The sequence below is a fragment of the Nocardia yunnanensis genome, from assembly GCF_003626895.1.
GTDB lineage: Bacteria > Actinomycetota > Actinomycetes > Mycobacteriales > Mycobacteriaceae > Nocardia > Nocardia yunnanensis.
Window position 1 is genome coordinate 5087586 of record NZ_CP032568.1, and the last position, 14905, is coordinate 5102490.

A 14905-nucleotide genomic window follows, 5' to 3' on the forward strand; every position below is an offset into this window, starting at 1 on the left:
TGACCCGACCCGACCCGAATTCATGCAACTCCTGCGCCGAATGCTTGCCAACCACCGGACACGCGGTTGTCCGCACGTGCGCCGCATTGTCGTGACAACCATGCTGTCCAGGCAGGCTGCGGGCCGCTGAGGTCGCGCGTGTTCGGGTCGCGCGATATTTGCCCGCAGCCGACGATTCGCCGGTCGCGAGACAGCGGAGACAGCCTCGGACGCTTGTCTCGGCGGTGACCTTCGATGATGAAAAACGCCCCCGCTCCGGACAATTCGGAGCGGGGGCGTTGGTAGCAGGTGATCCTATTTGGTGGCGGGCGTGGATAGCATGTTGGTACTGAGCACCGACACCACGCTGTAGGCCAGGTTGATCAGATCCGGGGCCACGCCGGTATTGCCCAGCAGCATCTTGGCCAGCGGACCGAAGAACTTGACGGCCGTCTGCACCAGCGTGCTCATGGTGTCGACATCGAGACCGCCGTCGGACTTGGACTTCGGCGACTGCTTGTCGGGCGACTGTCCCGCCGGATCCGGCGACTGCGCCTGCACACCCGGATTCGCCTGTGCGCCAGGCGCGCCCGGGCTCGGCGTCTGCTGCCCGCCCGGAGCCGGACGCTGCGGCGCCCGCGGGCCCGCGACCGGCTTCACCGCCGGAACGGCTGCGGGCTTGGCCGCGGGAGTGGAACCCGGCTGCGCCGCCGGAGCGCTACCGGGCTGCGCCGGAGTCGCCTGCGGCGGGGTCGCCTGGCCGGGTTGCGTCTGCGGCTTCGTGCCTTGCTGCTGCCCGAAATTCAGGAACTGGTCCGCCAGCGCCTGGAAGGCATCCCACCCGCCCTGAACCCCCGGATCGCCCGGATTCGACTGCGCCGGAGCCGGATTCGACTGTGCGGGCAGCTGACCGGACTGCCCCGGCTGCGCGGGCGTCTGCCCGGACTGCCCGGGCACCTGAGCCTGTGGCTGCACCTGCGGGGCCTGCGCCTGCGGTTGCGTCTGCGGCACCTGGGCCTGCGGAGCCTGCGCCTGCGGCTGCGACTGCGGCACCTGCGCCTGCGGCTGTGTCTGCGGCACCTGAGCCTGCGGCTGCACCGGCGCCACCGGCTGCGGCGTCTCGGCCGGACCCGCCGCGGGCGCGACCTGCGCCTGCGCGGGCTGCGCCGGAGCCGCCTGTCCCGGTTGCGTGGCCGCCTCGGCCGGCTTCTCGGTCTCCGCCGGCGGCACCGGCACCCCGAGCAGATACGACGCGAGCCCGGTCACGATGGTGACCGCGTGCTTGAGCTGCCCCTCCGGGGTCTCGAGCTGCTGCGCGTCCTCGGCATTGGCGCCATTGCCCATTTCGAGGAACACATCCGGCACGGTGGTGAGCGCCGGACCGGCGATATCGGAGCGCGTCTGCAGTCCGTCGACGGCCCCGTTGTAGGTGGCGGCGCTGTAGCCGCTCTGAATGTAGGCGTCGCGCATGGCCTTCGACGCGGCGAGCCCGGCACCGGACTGCACCTCGTTGACCTTGGCGTCGGGCACCGGCAGTTGCGGCACGATGAGGTGGAAGCCGCGCCCGGTGGCGGGCCCGCTGTCGGCGTGGATGCTCAGCGCGATGTCCGCGCCGGAGGCATTGGCGGCGCTGGCGCGCTCGTCGACGCATCCACCCCAGCCGGTGTCGTCGGCGCGGCTCATGACCACGTGCGCGCCGAGCCCCTCGAGCGAGGTCCGGACGAGCTGCGCGACATTCCAGTTGATGGTGTGCTCGGCGACGCCGTGCAGGCTGGTCATGCCGGTGGTCTGGCACGCCTTGGTGCCGCCGCGGCCGTCGCTGACCTGCTTGTTCTCGTCTTGGGTGTGATTGGGACCCTGATGACCCGGGTCCAGGAAGACGGTTTTGCCGGCGAGCTTCTGCGGCAGCTCGGGCAGGGCCGGCGCGGCCAGCGCGGCGACCGGGATCAGGCCGGTCACGGTCGTGATGGCCGCCGCGGTGACGGCGGTGATGATCGCGGACTTGGTGATGCTCGGTTTCATAAGCGGACGGCGCTCGGGGCGGAGCGCCCCTCCCTTCCCAATAGTAACACCAGACCCAGCTTTCACTTTGGCAACAACAGCACTCTGGCAAGTCAGTTACCTTCTGGCAAGCGTCGTGATCGAACTGTTACTCGTGGTCGGAGGTCTGGAAACCGCTGTTCAGGGCCGTACGGCGGACAGCGGGCAATCGGCCACCAGGCCACTATCCCGCAATCGGCCCGGGCGGCCGCGGCGACGCGCCCGGCACTCAGGCCGAAACGATTTTGTCCCCGTCCACCCGAATCGCCTTGGCATCCAGCGCCCGGGGCGCGGGGCCGCCCGCCACGCTGCCGTCCAGGTGGAAAGTGCTGCCGTGACAAGGGCACTTGATCAATCCGCCGGCCACCTCGTTGACCTTGCAGCCCAGATGGGTGCAGGTGGCGGAAAACCCTTGGAACTGACCGGCCGCCGGCTGCGTGATGACGGTGTCGCCGCTGATCAGCCCGCCGCCGACCGGAACATCGGCGGTATTGGCGAGCGTGCCGCCGTCCTTTTTCGCGGCCGGGGCGTCGCCCTTCACGGTGGGCGCCGCGGAGGCGGGCTGATCGGAGGCGCTGCTGCAACCCGCCACGGCGAGGGCGGTGGCGGCGACGGCGGTGGTGGCCATGGCGGTGCGGCGGTCCATGCGGAATCCGGCCGGGGCCGGGCTGTTCTCGGTCATCGGTAACTCCTCGCTCGGGGCCGCGGCGGGCGCCGCGGCCACTGCTTGTTCGACGTGCCGGAGGCGTCGCGGGTTCACGCGCTGAGCGGTAATCGGCGCAGCGACCGCAGCGCGTAGTGCACTCGGGTCTTGACGGTGCCCACCGGTATGCCGAGATCCGCCGCCACGTCCTGATAGGCGCGATCGCACAGGATGACCTGCACGACCGCGTCGCGTTGCGGGGCGGGCAATTGCTCGAGCAGTGCGGCGACCACCAGGCCGTCGGTCAGATCCTCCACGAAATCGGGGCGGGCGCAGTGGTTTTCGGCCTGTTCGCCGATCTCGTCCCAGCTGGTGTCGCCGGGTCGGGCGGCCCGGAAGCGCGCGGTGTCGATGAGCACGTTGCGTTCGATGGTGAGCAGCCAGGTGCGCACGCTGCCGCGCGCCGGGTCGTAGCTGGCGCAGGCCCGCCAGGCGCGCAGCAGGGTTTCCTGGACGGCCTGCTCGGCCAGGCCCGGATCACCCAGGCGGCTCATGGCTCGCCAGTGCAGCAGGCCGCGATCGGCGGCGAGCACGGCCGCCAGACCCGCGTCGGTGCACAGCCGCGCGCAGTCGTCGGCGCATCCGGTGGGGACCGGGCGAAGTCTTCTCATGCATGAATATCGTTCGACAGCCCAAAAGGGCATCGCCGGGGATTGGATATGTGCCGAAATCCGGCGAATTCCCGAAAACAGACCGCACTTTCTGGTAGACCCCTCCCCGGGAGAACGCGGGGATCACCCACACACCGCACGCCGGGAACCGTGCGGTGCAGTGAGAGCTGTTCAGGGAGGAAGAATCGTGCGTGCAGGCGCGCTCGTGGCCGCGGGAGCATTCGCATCCGCGCTGACAATGGCCGCATCCGGAATCGCGGCGGCCGAACCGGCCGGCGATATCACGGTCGACGGCACCTATTTGGTCAATATCGACATCAAGCCGGGGATTTATATCGGCGACGGGACACCGGATCCGGCGACCGGCGGCTGCTTCTGGCGGCGGCTGTGGAAAATCCAGACCCCCGAGGACTATCCGGACCCGAACTACTACATCATCGCCAGCGATTTCGTGCGGACCAAACCGGTCACGGTGGAGATCAAGGCGACCGATGTCGGGTTCTCGACCCAGAACTGCGGGGCCTGGCATCTGACGGACGCCAAGCCGAACACCGGCTCGGCCGGGTAGAACCCCGCGGCTAGGGTGGCGGCATGACCAGGCGCAAGATTCTCATCACCGGTGCCAGCTCCGGACTGGGCGCGGGCATGGCCCGCGAATTCGCCCGGCGCGGGCGCGATCTCGCGCTGTGCGCCCGGCGCGTGTCGAACCTGGAGGAACTGCGCGCCGAGCTGCTGGCCGCGCACCCCGGCATCGCCGTCGCGGTGCGCGGGCTGGACGTCGACGATCACGCCGCCATCCCGAAGGTCTTCGAGGAGCTGCGCGCCGAACTCGGCGGCCTGGACCGGATCATCGTCAATGCCGGTATCGGCAAGGGCGCACGCATCGGCACCGGCCGCGCGGACGCGAACCTGGCCACCGCCACCACGAATTTCGTGAGCGCGCTGGCGCAGGCCGAGGCGGCGGTGAGCATCTTCCGGCAGCAGCGGTCCGGCCATCTGGTGCTCATCTCGTCCATGAGCGCGGTGCGCGGGCTGCCGGGCAAGAAGACCGCCTATGCCGCCAGCAAGGCGGGCGTCACGGCGCTGGGCGAGGGCCTGGCCATCGAGCTGCGCGGCACCCCGATCAAGGTCACCACCGTGCAGCCCGGCTTCATCGCCACCGATATGGCGGCCAAGGCCGGCGACGCCAAGCTGGTCGCGCCCCTGGACAAGGGCGTGAACTCCATGGTCGCGGCGATCGAGCGCGAGGCCGTGCGCGCCTCGGTCCCCGAATGGCCGTGGCGAGCGCTGGGTTTGGTGATGCCGCTGCTGCCGCGCGCGATCATGGCGCGGCTGGGCTGATCGCCCGCTAGCATCGCGGCATGGCGAAGTTCACCACCTGGGATGGCCTCGAGCTCAACTACACGGTGTGGGAGGGCGAGGGCGTTCCGGTGGTGCTGCAGCACGGCGTGGTCGCCGACACCAACGCCAACTGGATGAGCGTGGGCGTGGTGGCGGCGCTGCAGCGGGCGGGTCATCACGTGATCTCGCTGGACGCGCGCGGGCACGGGCGCTCGGAGAAACCGCACGACGCGGCCCGCTATTCCTGGCGGGCCATGGCCGACGACGTGCGTGCGCTGTACGACCATCTCGGGCTGGATCGGGTTGCGCAGGTGGGCTATTCGATGGGCGGGATCGTCTCGCTGCTGGTCGCGACCGCCGACAAGCGGGTGGAGCGGCTGGTCGTGGGCGGTATCGGCTGCGGTGTGGTGGATTGCGGCGGGATCGACTGGCGCGTCATCGAATCCGGCGACATCGTGACCGCCATGACCGCCGACCCGGCGGAGATCGTGCCGAACGCCCGCATGTTCCGCATCCTCGCCGATGCCCTGGGCGTGGATCGCGAGGCCATCGCCATGGTGGCGACCGGGCTGAACGAGGCGCCCATCGAATCCCTCTCGGATATCACGGTTCCCGCCCTGGTACTGGCCGGCGATGCCGACCCGTTCGCGGCCGAACCCGAGCGCCTCGCCGCCGCCCTGCCCGATGCGCGGTGTGTCGTCGTCCCCGGCGATCACCTGGCCGCCGTCGCCGACCCCGGCTTCTCCGCGGCCCTGGTCGAGTTCTTGAAGTAACAGCGCTGGTGATCAAGGGGTTTCGGGGGTTTACCCCCGAGAGTTGTTCAGTACTGCTTGCGATGCGGTACGAACTCGAGACTCAGCAACGCCATCGCCACGATCAAGATCTCGCGCCAGCGCAGCATCACATACCGCTGATCGCCGAAGCTGTTGAACTTCCGCAGGAATCGGTACAGCGATTCCAGCCGGATGAGCGGATCGCCGGCCCGCACCGCGAGATACACCGCCTGCATGGTCCGCGACCGCTGCTTGTCGGCGAAGATCTCCGGAAAAGCCGCGAACGCCAGCGAGATTCGCTTGATCCCGCGTTCGCGCGCGTATTCCACCAGGTCCACGATCATGCGCTCGTCGAGCCCGTTGGGTGCGTCGTGCCGCCGCCACGGCACGTCGAGACTCAGCTCCTGGCCGTTGCCGGACATGCCGTAGCGCTGGAATCCCACCACCCGGCCGTCGGCGTCGCGCGCCATCACCACCAGCATGCCGGGATGCCGCCCGTCGAGCAGGTGGTCGAGGATCATGGAGAAGCCACGGGTCTGCCGCCCGTGCCCCCATTCGTCGACGATGGCCAGCAGGGTGTCGCGCTGCGGTTCGGTGAGCGCGACCTCGGGCACGATCTCGGTGGTGACGCCGAAGTTCTTGGTGCGGCTCACCGCCTGGCGCAGATTACGGAATTTCCGTCCGACCAGGTCGAATTGGCCGACCTCGAGGACCACGTCGCGGCCGATGGCGATGGCGCGCAGCCCGCGATGGTCGACCGCGCGACGCTGCCAGGTCCGTACGGCCTGCGGGCTGGCGCCCAGCACGGCGATCTTCCAGCCGTGGCTGCCCGCGAAAAGCGAGAATTCGGTGAGCAATTCGGGGAACCGCTCGGCGTCGCCGATGGGATCGCCCGCGACGACGGCGATTCCGAGCCGGGCCCGGTAGGCGATGGCCGCGGAGCCGTCCTCGGCGAAGAAGTAGCTCTTGGACGAGTGCAGGGCGAAGGGCGCCAAGGGATCTCCCTGGCTGCGCCGCACCAGCTCCGCCACCCGCGACAGCTGTTCGGGCTGTGGTTTGCTGCCCTGCGGCAGCACCAGGATGGCGCCGCTGGCGGCGAGGAACACGAATCCGATGGCCGGGTGGTCGGTGCGATAGCTGAAGTTGGAGATCACCAGCGTCATGGCCGCGATCGTGAGGTGCGGCAGGGTGATGGGCCGGCGCAGGTAGAGCCCGCGCGCCACGAACAGTCCGGCGAAGGACACCGCGACGAACCAGCCGTGATCATTGCCCTCGCGGGAGGCGCGTTCGGCCGCCCACACCAGGATGACGCTGCCCAGCACCAGCGCGCCCATCAGCCCGACCCGCGTGTTGGGGCCGGCGGTGAACGTGGTTTCCCGGTACGCCGTCAGCGTCGGATTCGGTATGCGTTCGTCACGCATCTGGACCCCTCTCCTCCACGCGCGAAAGCCTCGTGGGCCCTCTCCCCATGACGATCATCCCATGTCTCCTCTTCGACACACTATGCCGGAGAGACGATTCGGAGCATCCGGTTATTCCGGCCAGCCCAGGTGCGGCGTGGTCAATACCGGATCGGTAATGCCATTGTTGCAGGCCAGGCCCACCGCGTCCCACCCTGCGAGACGCGATCCCGCCTCGTAGGCGGATTGGAAGAAGTCCAGGGCGGTAGCGATCGGGTCGGCGGCCGCGCGGACGTCGTCGTAGGGCAGATAGGCGTTGTGGCCGGAGCCCGAGGCCGTCCACCGGGCCGCGGCCGGGCGCAACGGCTGGTCGGCTAGGCCGGCGGGCTCGGGTGCGGTGTAGGAGTAGAAGGTGGGGGCGGGGATCTTGTCGTCACCGAACCAGAAGCCGGCGCTGACGACCTCGCGCGAATAGGCCTCGCGGGTCACCGGATCCACGCTGTCGGGCATGGCGATCTTGCGGGCGGAGAAGCGCTGGACGGCCAGGTCGAAGGTGTGCCAGAACAGTTGAACGGGCGAGATCTTGCCCGAGTAGGTGGCGCTGAACTCCTCGAGGATCCGGCCGACCTGGCTCTGCACCCGGAACGCCCGCTGGGCCGCGGCGGGATCGTAGGCGTGGTGTTGCTCGTCCTCGTCGAAGGGCCGTCCGTGGTCGGGCAGGTCGTAGGGGGTCGGGTGGGCGAGGGTGACCTCGACGCCGAGATTGCGCAGTCCGCTCATGGCCTGGAGGTAGAAACTGGCCACCGACTGCCCGCCCAGCGGGACCTCCTCGCACGTGCCGCGGTCGTTCGCGAGCCGCAGCACGTGATCGAAGAAATCGAATTCGCAGGTGAACACCGGCCCTTCCGATGCGGTGCCCAGTGGCACGGTGGTCCAGCCGCGGGCGGTGAGCCGGTAGGTCATATGCCACCAGTGATTGCGGCGAATGCCTTTGGCCAGTGCCACCTTGCCGATGATCTGGGCGTAGCGGTGCAGGGTTTCCTTGGTGGGCCGCCAGGAGTCGAGCGGGATGGCGGGCAGTGGTTCCTCGGCCATCCCTCCACCATAGCTACCGTTTGGTTATCGACCGTCTCCGGCGTGTCCGGCCAGCAGTTCGCTGAACGGGCGCACCGCCCCGACACCGTTGCCGGAGCTGCGGTGCCGCACCGGCTCGTCCCGCAGGAAGCCCTGCACCCCGGCCGGTTCGGCGACCACGAGCTGGGCCAGTTCCGAGGCGGCGCGGTGCACGCGCTCGGTCAGACCGGTGGAACCGAAGTCCTCGGTGGCCGCGAACACACCGGTCGGCACGACGACGGCCCGCAGATAGGTGAACAGCGGCCGCAGGGCGTAATCCAGCACCAGCGAATGTCTGGCAGAACCCGCCGTGGCGGCGATCAGCACCGGCATGCCGTTGAGCGCCTCGGTGTCCAAGGCGTCGACGAACATCTTGAACAGGCCGCTGTAGCTGGCCGTGAACACCGGGGTCACCGCGATCACACCGTCCGCGTCGGAGACCTTCTCGCGGGCCGCGACGACCGCGGGCGCGGGCAAGCCGGTGGTCATGGTGGTGGCGAGATCGGTTGCCACTTCCCGCAATTCGATCACCTCGACCTCCAGGCTCTCCCCGCGTCCGCCCACCGCCGCGGCGACCGCGGCGGCGAGCTGGTCGGCGAGCAGCCGGGTGGACGACGGCTGCGACAGGCCGGCGCTGAGCACGACGACTTTACGAGACATGGTGGCCCTCAGTTCTTCTCGTCGGCGAGCACCCGCGCGCGGGCGGGCTCGACCAGGTGGTGGGGTGCGTCGGGGCCGGCGGCGACCAGCGAGGCGTGGGTGGGCGGCTCGCTGGGCACCTCGACCGGCCGGCGCGCCTCGAATTCCTTGCGCAGCACCGGAACCACTTCCTTGCCGAGGATCTCGATCTGTTCGAGCACCAGCTCCAGCGGCAGGCCGGCGTGGTCCATCAGGAACAGCTGCCGCTGGTAGTCGCCGACATTGTCGGCGAAGCCCAGGGTGCGTTCGATGACCTGTTCGGGGGTGCCGACGGTGAGCGGGGTCAGCTCGGTGAACTCCTCCAGCGACGGGCCGTGGCCGTAGACCGGGGCGTTGTCGAAGTAGGGGCGGAAGATGCGCTTGGCCTCGGCCTCGGTCTCGGCCATGAACGCCTGTCCGCCGAGTCCGACGATGGCCTGCTCGGCCGCGCCGTGCCCGTAGTGCTCGAAGCGACGGCGGTACAGGGTCACCATCTGCCGGGTGTGCTCCGGGTTCCAGAAGATGTTGTTGTGGAAGAACCCATCGCCGTAATAGGCGGCCTGCTCGGCGATTTCGGGCGAGCGGATGGAGCCGTGCCACACGAACGGCGGGGTGTCGTCCAGGGGTGCGGGGGTGGAGGTGTAGCCCTGCAGCGGGGTGCGGAACTTGCCTTCCCAGTTGATGTTTCGCTCGCGCCACAGCCGGCGCAGCAGGTGGTAGTTCTCGATGGCCAGCGGGATGCCGTCGCGAATGTCCTTGCCGAACCAGGGATACACCGGTCCGGTGTTGCCGCGGCCCATCATGAGATCGACCCGGCCGCCGGCCAGGTGCTGCAGCATGGCGAAGTCCTCGGCGATCTTGACCGGGTCGCTGGTGGTGATGAGGGTGGTGGCGGTCGACAGGGCCAGCCGCTCGGTCTTGGCCGCGATGTAGCCGAGCATGGTGGTCGGCGAGGACGGCACGAACGGCGGGTTGTGGTGCTCGCCGGTGGCGAAGACGTCGAGGCCGACCTCCTCGGCCTTGCGGGCGATCGCGACCATGGCCTGGATGCGCTCGGCCTCGGTCGGAGTCCGGCCGGTGGTGGGGTCCATGGTGACGTCACCGACGCTGAATAGTCCGAACTGCACGGGTCCTCCTCGGGTCGCGTCCACGCTTGGTGGATATGGCAACCACTTGAACATAGGGGTCCCGGCGGGTATTCCGGGGCCGCGCCCGGCGGTGATTCGCGCCACTTCCCCACCGCCGGGACCAGGGCATACCCGCAAAATACTTGCGGGTACAGTGAAACGCGCAGTAGTGCAAGATCTTTCGACGTATCCTGAATACTCCCCGCGCAACGCCGGAGATGTCGAGCATGGACAGGGGGTAGATCCAATGGCGGACAACACCGTCGGCACGGCATACGCCGTCGTCGTGACCGCGGTCGCCGATCCGAAACAGGTGGAGGGCCTGGAATGGGATCGAGCGGTGGAATACCTGCCCAGTATCGACTCCCACACCATGCAGACCTGGGTCCGCGCCCAGGAATCCGCGCCCGACGCGCGCCGCGGTGTGGTCATTCCCGGCCCGCATCGCCGCGTCGTCCCGCGCCACCCCTACCGCGAGGTCTGTGTTCCCTCGGCCGAATACCAGCTCTTCAGCGCCGCGGTCCGCACCAGCCGCCGCCGCGCCCTCCCCACCGCCTGCCCCGAGGAGGAGACTCGCCGGCGAGCCGGGCTGGTATCCGCCGGCTGATTCGTCTTCCCGCTCAGCCGCGGGAGATCAGGGGGACGAGTTGTTCGGCGGAGGTGCGGGCGCCGTGGTGGCCGACCAGGGACGACTCCAGGGGTTCGACCTCGGGCCGGACCAGCACCGCGTTGTGCTCCGCGACGGCGATCAGGTCGCCGAGGCGGGCGGCGATCACCGAGGACGGCGGGGTCGGGCCGAACCAGTGCTCGTCGAGGGCTTGCGCGCGGGTGACAACCGTGGCGTGCGTGGACAATTCGGCCGACCACGCCGCATGGGTATCGGCCAGCGCCTCGGCGCGGTGGAGATAGATGTGGCGGACTCGCGGCTCGCCTGCGATCAACGCCACGTCGCGGTGCAGGGCGGGGTTGGCGTCGAGGTCGATGGCGGTGTCCGCGTGGATCATTCCGTGGTCGCCGGTGATCAGCAGGGTGCAGGTGGCCGGAAGCGCGGAGAACAGGTCGGCGACGCAGGCGTCGACAGCGCGGAGCGTGGCCAGCCACTGCGGGGAGTCCGGTCCGTAGAGATGCCCGTTGGCGTCGAGCTCCGGGAAGTAGGCGTAGGCGAAGCGCCGGTTGGTGCCGGAATGGTTTGCCACAGCGAGGATTCCAGCTCGCAGCTCGTCCAGGGTGGCGGCGGGATGCAGGACGCCCGGGGCGCGGAAGGCGGCGCGCGTCAGCCCGGAGGTCTGCTGGTAGCCGGGAATCACATAGTGCATCTCCACCCCGTGCGCGGCCATGTCCTCGAGCCGACTGCGATTGGGCTGCACCGCCTCCGGCGGATACACCTCACGGGCGTCCTCCCCGGTGGCCGAATCCAGTGTCCAGCGCAGGGAATTCAACAAGCGCGGACGCCCCGCACCCGGCATGGCGAAGCTGTAACCGATGATGCCGTGGGTCGCACACGGTGCGCCGAGAGCCAGCGTGGTCAGACTGGTCGCCGTAGTAGCGGGAAACCCGGCCGCAAGCGTCGTGGCAGCGAAGGCGGCCAGAGTAGGCGCACTCTCCCGATGCCGCGCAACCAGTTCCGCCCCCAACCCATCGATCAGCAGCACCACCACATCCCGATTGGCCGCGACACCCAGCGCATTCCCCCCACCGAGCCCGAACGAGGCCGCAATAGACGGCAAAACGTCGGCAAGGCTGTACGGCGCCATCCCCGCTGCGGCACTGACCATTCACCGACCCTAAGCGATCTCCCCCCGCCCCCTCACCCAACCCCGAATACGCGAAAACCGCCCCCCAAAGAGGCGGTTTCCCTGCGCACCCGAAGCGGCGAATCAGGCCAGCCCCCACGCCTTCAACAGGTAGGTGATGTTGGCAGCAATACCGGTAACGGTATTGGCCAGATCGATGGCAGCAGAACCAAGATTGATAAGCGGCATCACTCAAACTTTCCGGCAGACGACATATTGCAGTCCCACCGTATTAGCGCCCGCCCCCACCCGGCATCATGAATCCACTCACCCCCACAGCACTGTGTAATTCAGCTCACTCCGACGAATTGCGCCGAGCAGTGACGGGTGCTGGTTGGGCTGATCGGGCGGGGCCGGAGCGGGTGAGGGCTACGCCGGAGAGGCAGAGGAGGCCGCCTAGGAGGGCGAGGGGGGTGGGGACTTCGGCCAGGGTGAGCCAGGAGAGGAGGATGACTAGGGCGGGGACGGCGTAGGTGGTGGCGCCGAGGGTGCCGGCGGGGGTGTGGGAGAGGGCGTAGGCCCAGGTGGTGAAGGCCAGGGCGGTGGGGAAGACGCCGAGGTAGAGGAGGCTGAGGGTGGCGGTGAGGGGGGCGGCGGTGGCTTGGGAGATGAGTTGGGGGGAAAAGGGTAGGCAGGCAATGGTTCCCACGAGGCAGCCGCCGGTGGTGACCTGGAGGGCGGAGGCGTGGGCGAGGATGGGTTTTTGGATCACCACCGAGACTGCCCAGCAGATGGCGGCCAGCACGCAGAGGGCGACGCCGAGGGCGGCGGCCGAGCCGCCGCCGGAGTTGGACAGGCCGACGATCACCGCGCCGAGGAACGCCACCGCGACTCCGGCCATCAGGCGAGGCGGAAAGCCTTCGCGCAGAACGAATCCGCCCAGCAGCGCGATCAGCACGGGGCCGATATTGATGACCATGGCGGCGGTGCCGGCGTCGAGATGGCGTTCGCCCCAGTTGAGGGCGACCATGTAGACGCCGAACCACAGCACCCCGGAGATCAGGATGCCGCGCCAGGCCGCGCGGGGCGGGATGCGCTCGCCGGTGATCGCCATGATCGCGATCAAGGTGATCGAGCCGGCGAGCAGGCGGCCCAGCGCGAGGGCGCCCGGTGAAAAGGCATGTCCGGCACTGCGAATGAAGACGAAGGCCGAGGCCCAGAGGATGACCGTGACGGCGGCCGCCGCCAGCGCGCGCTTGTCGGATTCGATCCGCGGTGCTGCTGCCATTCACCGAAACTAGAGCACGGCGGGCGAGGATTCATGCGGATTTCGGACGTCGCATTCCCGCCGATGCGCGGGCGGAAGGACGGTCAGCAGGTCGCGGCATCGAGGCGGCACACGGTCCACCCCGAGCCGTCGGGTCGCGAAACCGGTTGCCACGTGCGGTCCTGGCCCGGATCGGCGAGGCGATTGGCGGGTGCGGGCGCCTGGGCCGGTGCCGGATCGGTGTAGACGTAGCTGTATTGCGGGTATCCGTCGTAGCCGTAGGTGACGACCGTGTGCGGCGAACCGCTGGGCTGGGCGGGCGCGTGCGCGTCGGTCCCGGGCGGGTCCGCCGCGGCGATTCCGGCGGCGGCGGTGAGCAGGGCTCCGGCAATGGCCATCAGGGCCAAGGGTTTCCGGACGCCGGTCAGGGTGACAGTGTTTGTCATCGAACCTCCTCGTTCGCCCTAGATACGACCCAGGGTTACGCGGTGGTTCGGATGTCGATCGAACTAGTTTGGCCGACAGCGCATTTCGAGATCAGAAATCGAACCCGGCTTCAGGATCAGAAACGCGGACCGGCGGGCGGAGGCGGCGGCAGCCGTCGTTCCCGCGGGACCAGCAGCAGGATCAGCGCGACCACCAGCCCGCCGCCGACCAGCCACAGCCCCCACGCCCCGTCGAGCAGATGCCGGTAGTCGCTGCGCAACTCGTGGTCGAAACGATCGTCGAGCCGCCAGGTGAGCACGCCGAGTCCGACGAGGCCCACGATCACCGCGATCCAGCCCAGGATCCGCGATCCGACCAGCGCGGCCAGCAGCAGCACCGCCGCCACCCCCAGCAGTCCGATGGCCAGCGACGTGGTGAACGCCCCCGAATGCGCCCCGATCTGGTCCAGTGTCCGCCCGGACGCGAACCCGTCCCGTAGCTCGGAGAACTGAACATTCCGCGCGTCGACCGTGCCGACCAGCGGACCGAAAACCCCGACCGCCACCACGACGGCGGCGGCGAAGAGCAGCAGATGAACGAAAGTTCGCATACTCCACGGTATGGCGCTTCCGGCCCGCAGGCACGTGATCAGGCGCGGCGATCCACCGCGGCCCAGGCGGCGGCCGCCACCACGCCCGACACCACGGCCACCGACGGCCAGGCGCCGATCTTCTTGGCCAGCGGATGCGAGGCGCCCATCGCGCCGATGGCGAGCCCGGTCAGCGCGGCCGCGCCGCCGGTGCCGACGGTCTTGCGCCAGCGCGGGAACGCCGCCGCGGTGCCGGCCGCGAACACCGCGCCGCCGAGCTGACGCTTCTTGGTGGCCTGGGCGAGGGCGAAACCGCCGGTGAGTCCACCGGCCGCGAGCAGCGACGTCGGTACCGCGGGAATCGAAGCCATTCTGACTACCTCCAACACACGAGCGAATGCACGAACCCCTCGACGGTAACCGGAGTCGATCCCACCGCTTCCCCGGGACCCCGGTCCTCACCCTCGGCCCGGCTCGGCCACCAGCGATCGGTTCAGCTGTTCCTCGGTGATCGGCGGAACCGGCAGCGGGTGAGCCGCTTCCGCGCGCAGTCCGTCCAGCAGCAAGGCGAGATTGCGCCGCCACGCATCCGGCGCGATGCCGGCGGTCTGCTCGACCACCCGCGTATGCGACCACGTGATGAACGCGATGTCCTCGAGCGCCCAGTCCGCCCGCAATACCCCGGCGTCCTGTGCGCGCGTGATGATTTCGCGCATGACGGCATGTCCTCGATCACGTTGGGCCGCGATCTCCGGGCTCGGCGCGGCGCGCAGCGCGAGCTCGTTCAGCAGCCGATCGGAAGCCTGTAGCGCACAGATCTTTTCGACGAGATGGACGAAGGATTCCCACGGATCATCAAGCGCCAGCGCCTCTTCCGCGATCGCCCCGCCCGCCTGGATGCGGTCCGCCACCGCGGCCGCGATCAGATCGTCCCGGGTCGGGAACCGGTTGTAGAGCGTGCCGATGGCCACTCCCGCCCGCGCGGCGATCTCCTTGAGCGGCGCGTCGAGCCCGCGTTCGGCGAACACCTGGCGCGCCGCGGTCACCAGCGCATCGCGATTGCGACGGGCGTCGAGGCGGAGGGGTTTCTGCACGGACATGCGCCGATCCTACAAACCAGGGTTT

17 protein-coding genes are annotated in these 14905 nt (G+C 69.1%); 4 read left to right on the plus strand and 13 right to left on the minus strand.

All coding sequences use genetic code 11. The features are described from left to right. Positions 1–294: 294 nt before the first annotated feature. From D7D52_RS40400 to D7D52_RS23865, 3 genes are all read right to left on the minus strand, one after another. Positions 295–2001, minus strand: a complete 1707-nt coding sequence (locus D7D52_RS40400; RefSeq protein ID WP_425464562.1) for an N-acetylmuramoyl-L-alanine amidase — start codon at positions 1999–2001, stop codon at positions 295–297. A 247-nt stretch (positions 2002–2248) separates the two neighbouring features. Then, entirely contained in the window at positions 2249–2701 is a 453-nt protein-coding gene (locus D7D52_RS23860) for a QcrA and Rieske domain-containing protein (RefSeq protein WP_120744410.1), read from the minus strand. 74 nt (positions 2702–2775) lie between these two features. Continuing rightward, entirely contained in the window at positions 2776–3333 is a 558-nt protein-coding gene (locus D7D52_RS23865) for a sigma-70 family RNA polymerase sigma factor (protein WP_120739798.1), read from the minus strand. Positions 3334–3520: 187 nt separating this feature from the next. Between D7D52_RS23865 and D7D52_RS23870 the strand changes: the two genes are divergently transcribed. The 3 genes from D7D52_RS23870 to D7D52_RS23880 are packed head-to-tail and all read left to right on the plus strand — an operon-like array spanning position 3521 to position 5447. Further along, a complete protein-coding gene (locus D7D52_RS23870; RefSeq protein WP_120739800.1) occupies positions 3521–3901 on the plus strand; it encodes an Rv1352/Rv1906c domain-containing protein in 381 nt (126 codons plus the stop codon). A gap of 23 nt (positions 3902–3924) precedes the next feature. Further along, positions 3925–4674, plus strand: a complete 750-nt coding sequence (locus D7D52_RS23875) for an SDR family oxidoreductase (protein ID WP_120739802.1) — start codon at positions 3925–3927, stop codon at positions 4672–4674. A 20-nt stretch (positions 4675–4694) separates the two neighbouring features. After that, the gene (locus tag D7D52_RS23880; protein WP_120739804.1) at positions 4695–5447 is read left to right on the plus strand and encodes an alpha/beta fold hydrolase; all 753 of its coding nucleotides are present in this window, start codon (positions 4695–4697) and stop codon (positions 5445–5447) included. 47 nt (positions 5448–5494) lie between these two features. On the opposite strand, the gene D7D52_RS23885 is transcribed toward D7D52_RS23880, so the two are convergent. The 4 genes from D7D52_RS23885 to D7D52_RS23900 all read right to left on the minus strand — a co-directional run bounded on the left by D7D52_RS23885 (position 5495) and on the right by D7D52_RS23900 (position 9765). Next, positions 5495–6868 carry a bifunctional lysylphosphatidylglycerol flippase/synthetase MprF gene (locus tag D7D52_RS23885; RefSeq protein ID WP_120739806.1) on the minus strand — a complete coding sequence of 458 codons (1374 nt, stop codon included), beginning with the start codon at positions 6866–6868 and terminating at the stop codon, positions 5495–5497. 111 nt (positions 6869–6979) lie between these two features. Further along, the gene (locus D7D52_RS23890; RefSeq protein WP_120739808.1) at positions 6980–7942 is read right to left on the minus strand and encodes a DUF5996 family protein; all 963 of its coding nucleotides are present in this window, start codon (positions 7940–7942) and stop codon (positions 6980–6982) included. Positions 7943–7966: 24 nt separating this feature from the next. Next, a complete protein-coding gene (locus tag D7D52_RS23895; RefSeq protein ID WP_120739810.1) occupies positions 7967–8620 on the minus strand; it encodes an FMN reductase in 654 nt (217 codons plus the stop codon). Between the two features lie 8 nt (positions 8621–8628). After that, positions 8629–9765 (minus strand): LLM class flavin-dependent oxidoreductase, encoded by a 1137-nt coding sequence (locus D7D52_RS23900; RefSeq protein WP_120739812.1) that lies wholly within the window; start codon positions 9763–9765, stop codon positions 8629–8631. A 247-nt stretch (positions 9766–10012) separates the two neighbouring features. Here D7D52_RS23900 and D7D52_RS23905 point away from each other — a divergent pair, with 247 nt between their 5' ends. Beyond that, complete coding sequence (locus D7D52_RS23905; RefSeq protein ID WP_120739814.1) at positions 10013–10372, plus strand: hypothetical protein; 360 nt, start codon at positions 10013–10015, stop codon at positions 10370–10372. A gap of 13 nt (positions 10373–10385) precedes the next feature. Here the strand turns inward: D7D52_RS23905 and D7D52_RS23910 are convergent, their stop codons facing one another. The 6 genes from D7D52_RS23910 to D7D52_RS23935 form a co-directional block, all read right to left on the minus strand. After that, entirely contained in the window at positions 10386–11540 is a 1155-nt protein-coding gene (locus tag D7D52_RS23910; RefSeq protein WP_120739816.1) for an alkaline phosphatase family protein, read from the minus strand. A 313-nt stretch (positions 11541–11853) separates the two neighbouring features. After that, the gene (locus D7D52_RS23915) at positions 11854–12786 is read right to left on the minus strand and encodes a DMT family transporter (RefSeq protein WP_120739818.1); all 933 of its coding nucleotides are present in this window, start codon (positions 12784–12786) and stop codon (positions 11854–11856) included. 83 nt (positions 12787–12869) lie between these two features. Further along, positions 12870–13211 carry a hypothetical protein gene (locus D7D52_RS23920; protein ID WP_120739820.1) on the minus strand — a complete coding sequence of 114 codons (342 nt, stop codon included), beginning with the start codon at positions 13209–13211 and terminating at the stop codon, positions 12870–12872. 116 nt (positions 13212–13327) lie between these two features. Beyond that, positions 13328–13801 carry a hypothetical protein gene (locus D7D52_RS23925; protein WP_120739822.1) on the minus strand — a complete coding sequence of 158 codons (474 nt, stop codon included), beginning with the start codon at positions 13799–13801 and terminating at the stop codon, positions 13328–13330. A gap of 38 nt (positions 13802–13839) precedes the next feature. Next, complete coding sequence (locus D7D52_RS23930; protein WP_222932663.1) at positions 13840–14151, minus strand: hypothetical protein; 312 nt, start codon at positions 14149–14151, stop codon at positions 13840–13842. Between the two features lie 87 nt (positions 14152–14238). Further along, a complete protein-coding gene (locus D7D52_RS23935) occupies positions 14239–14880 on the minus strand; it encodes a TetR/AcrR family transcriptional regulator (RefSeq protein ID WP_120739824.1) in 642 nt (213 codons plus the stop codon). Positions 14881–14905: the final 25 nt, after the last annotated feature.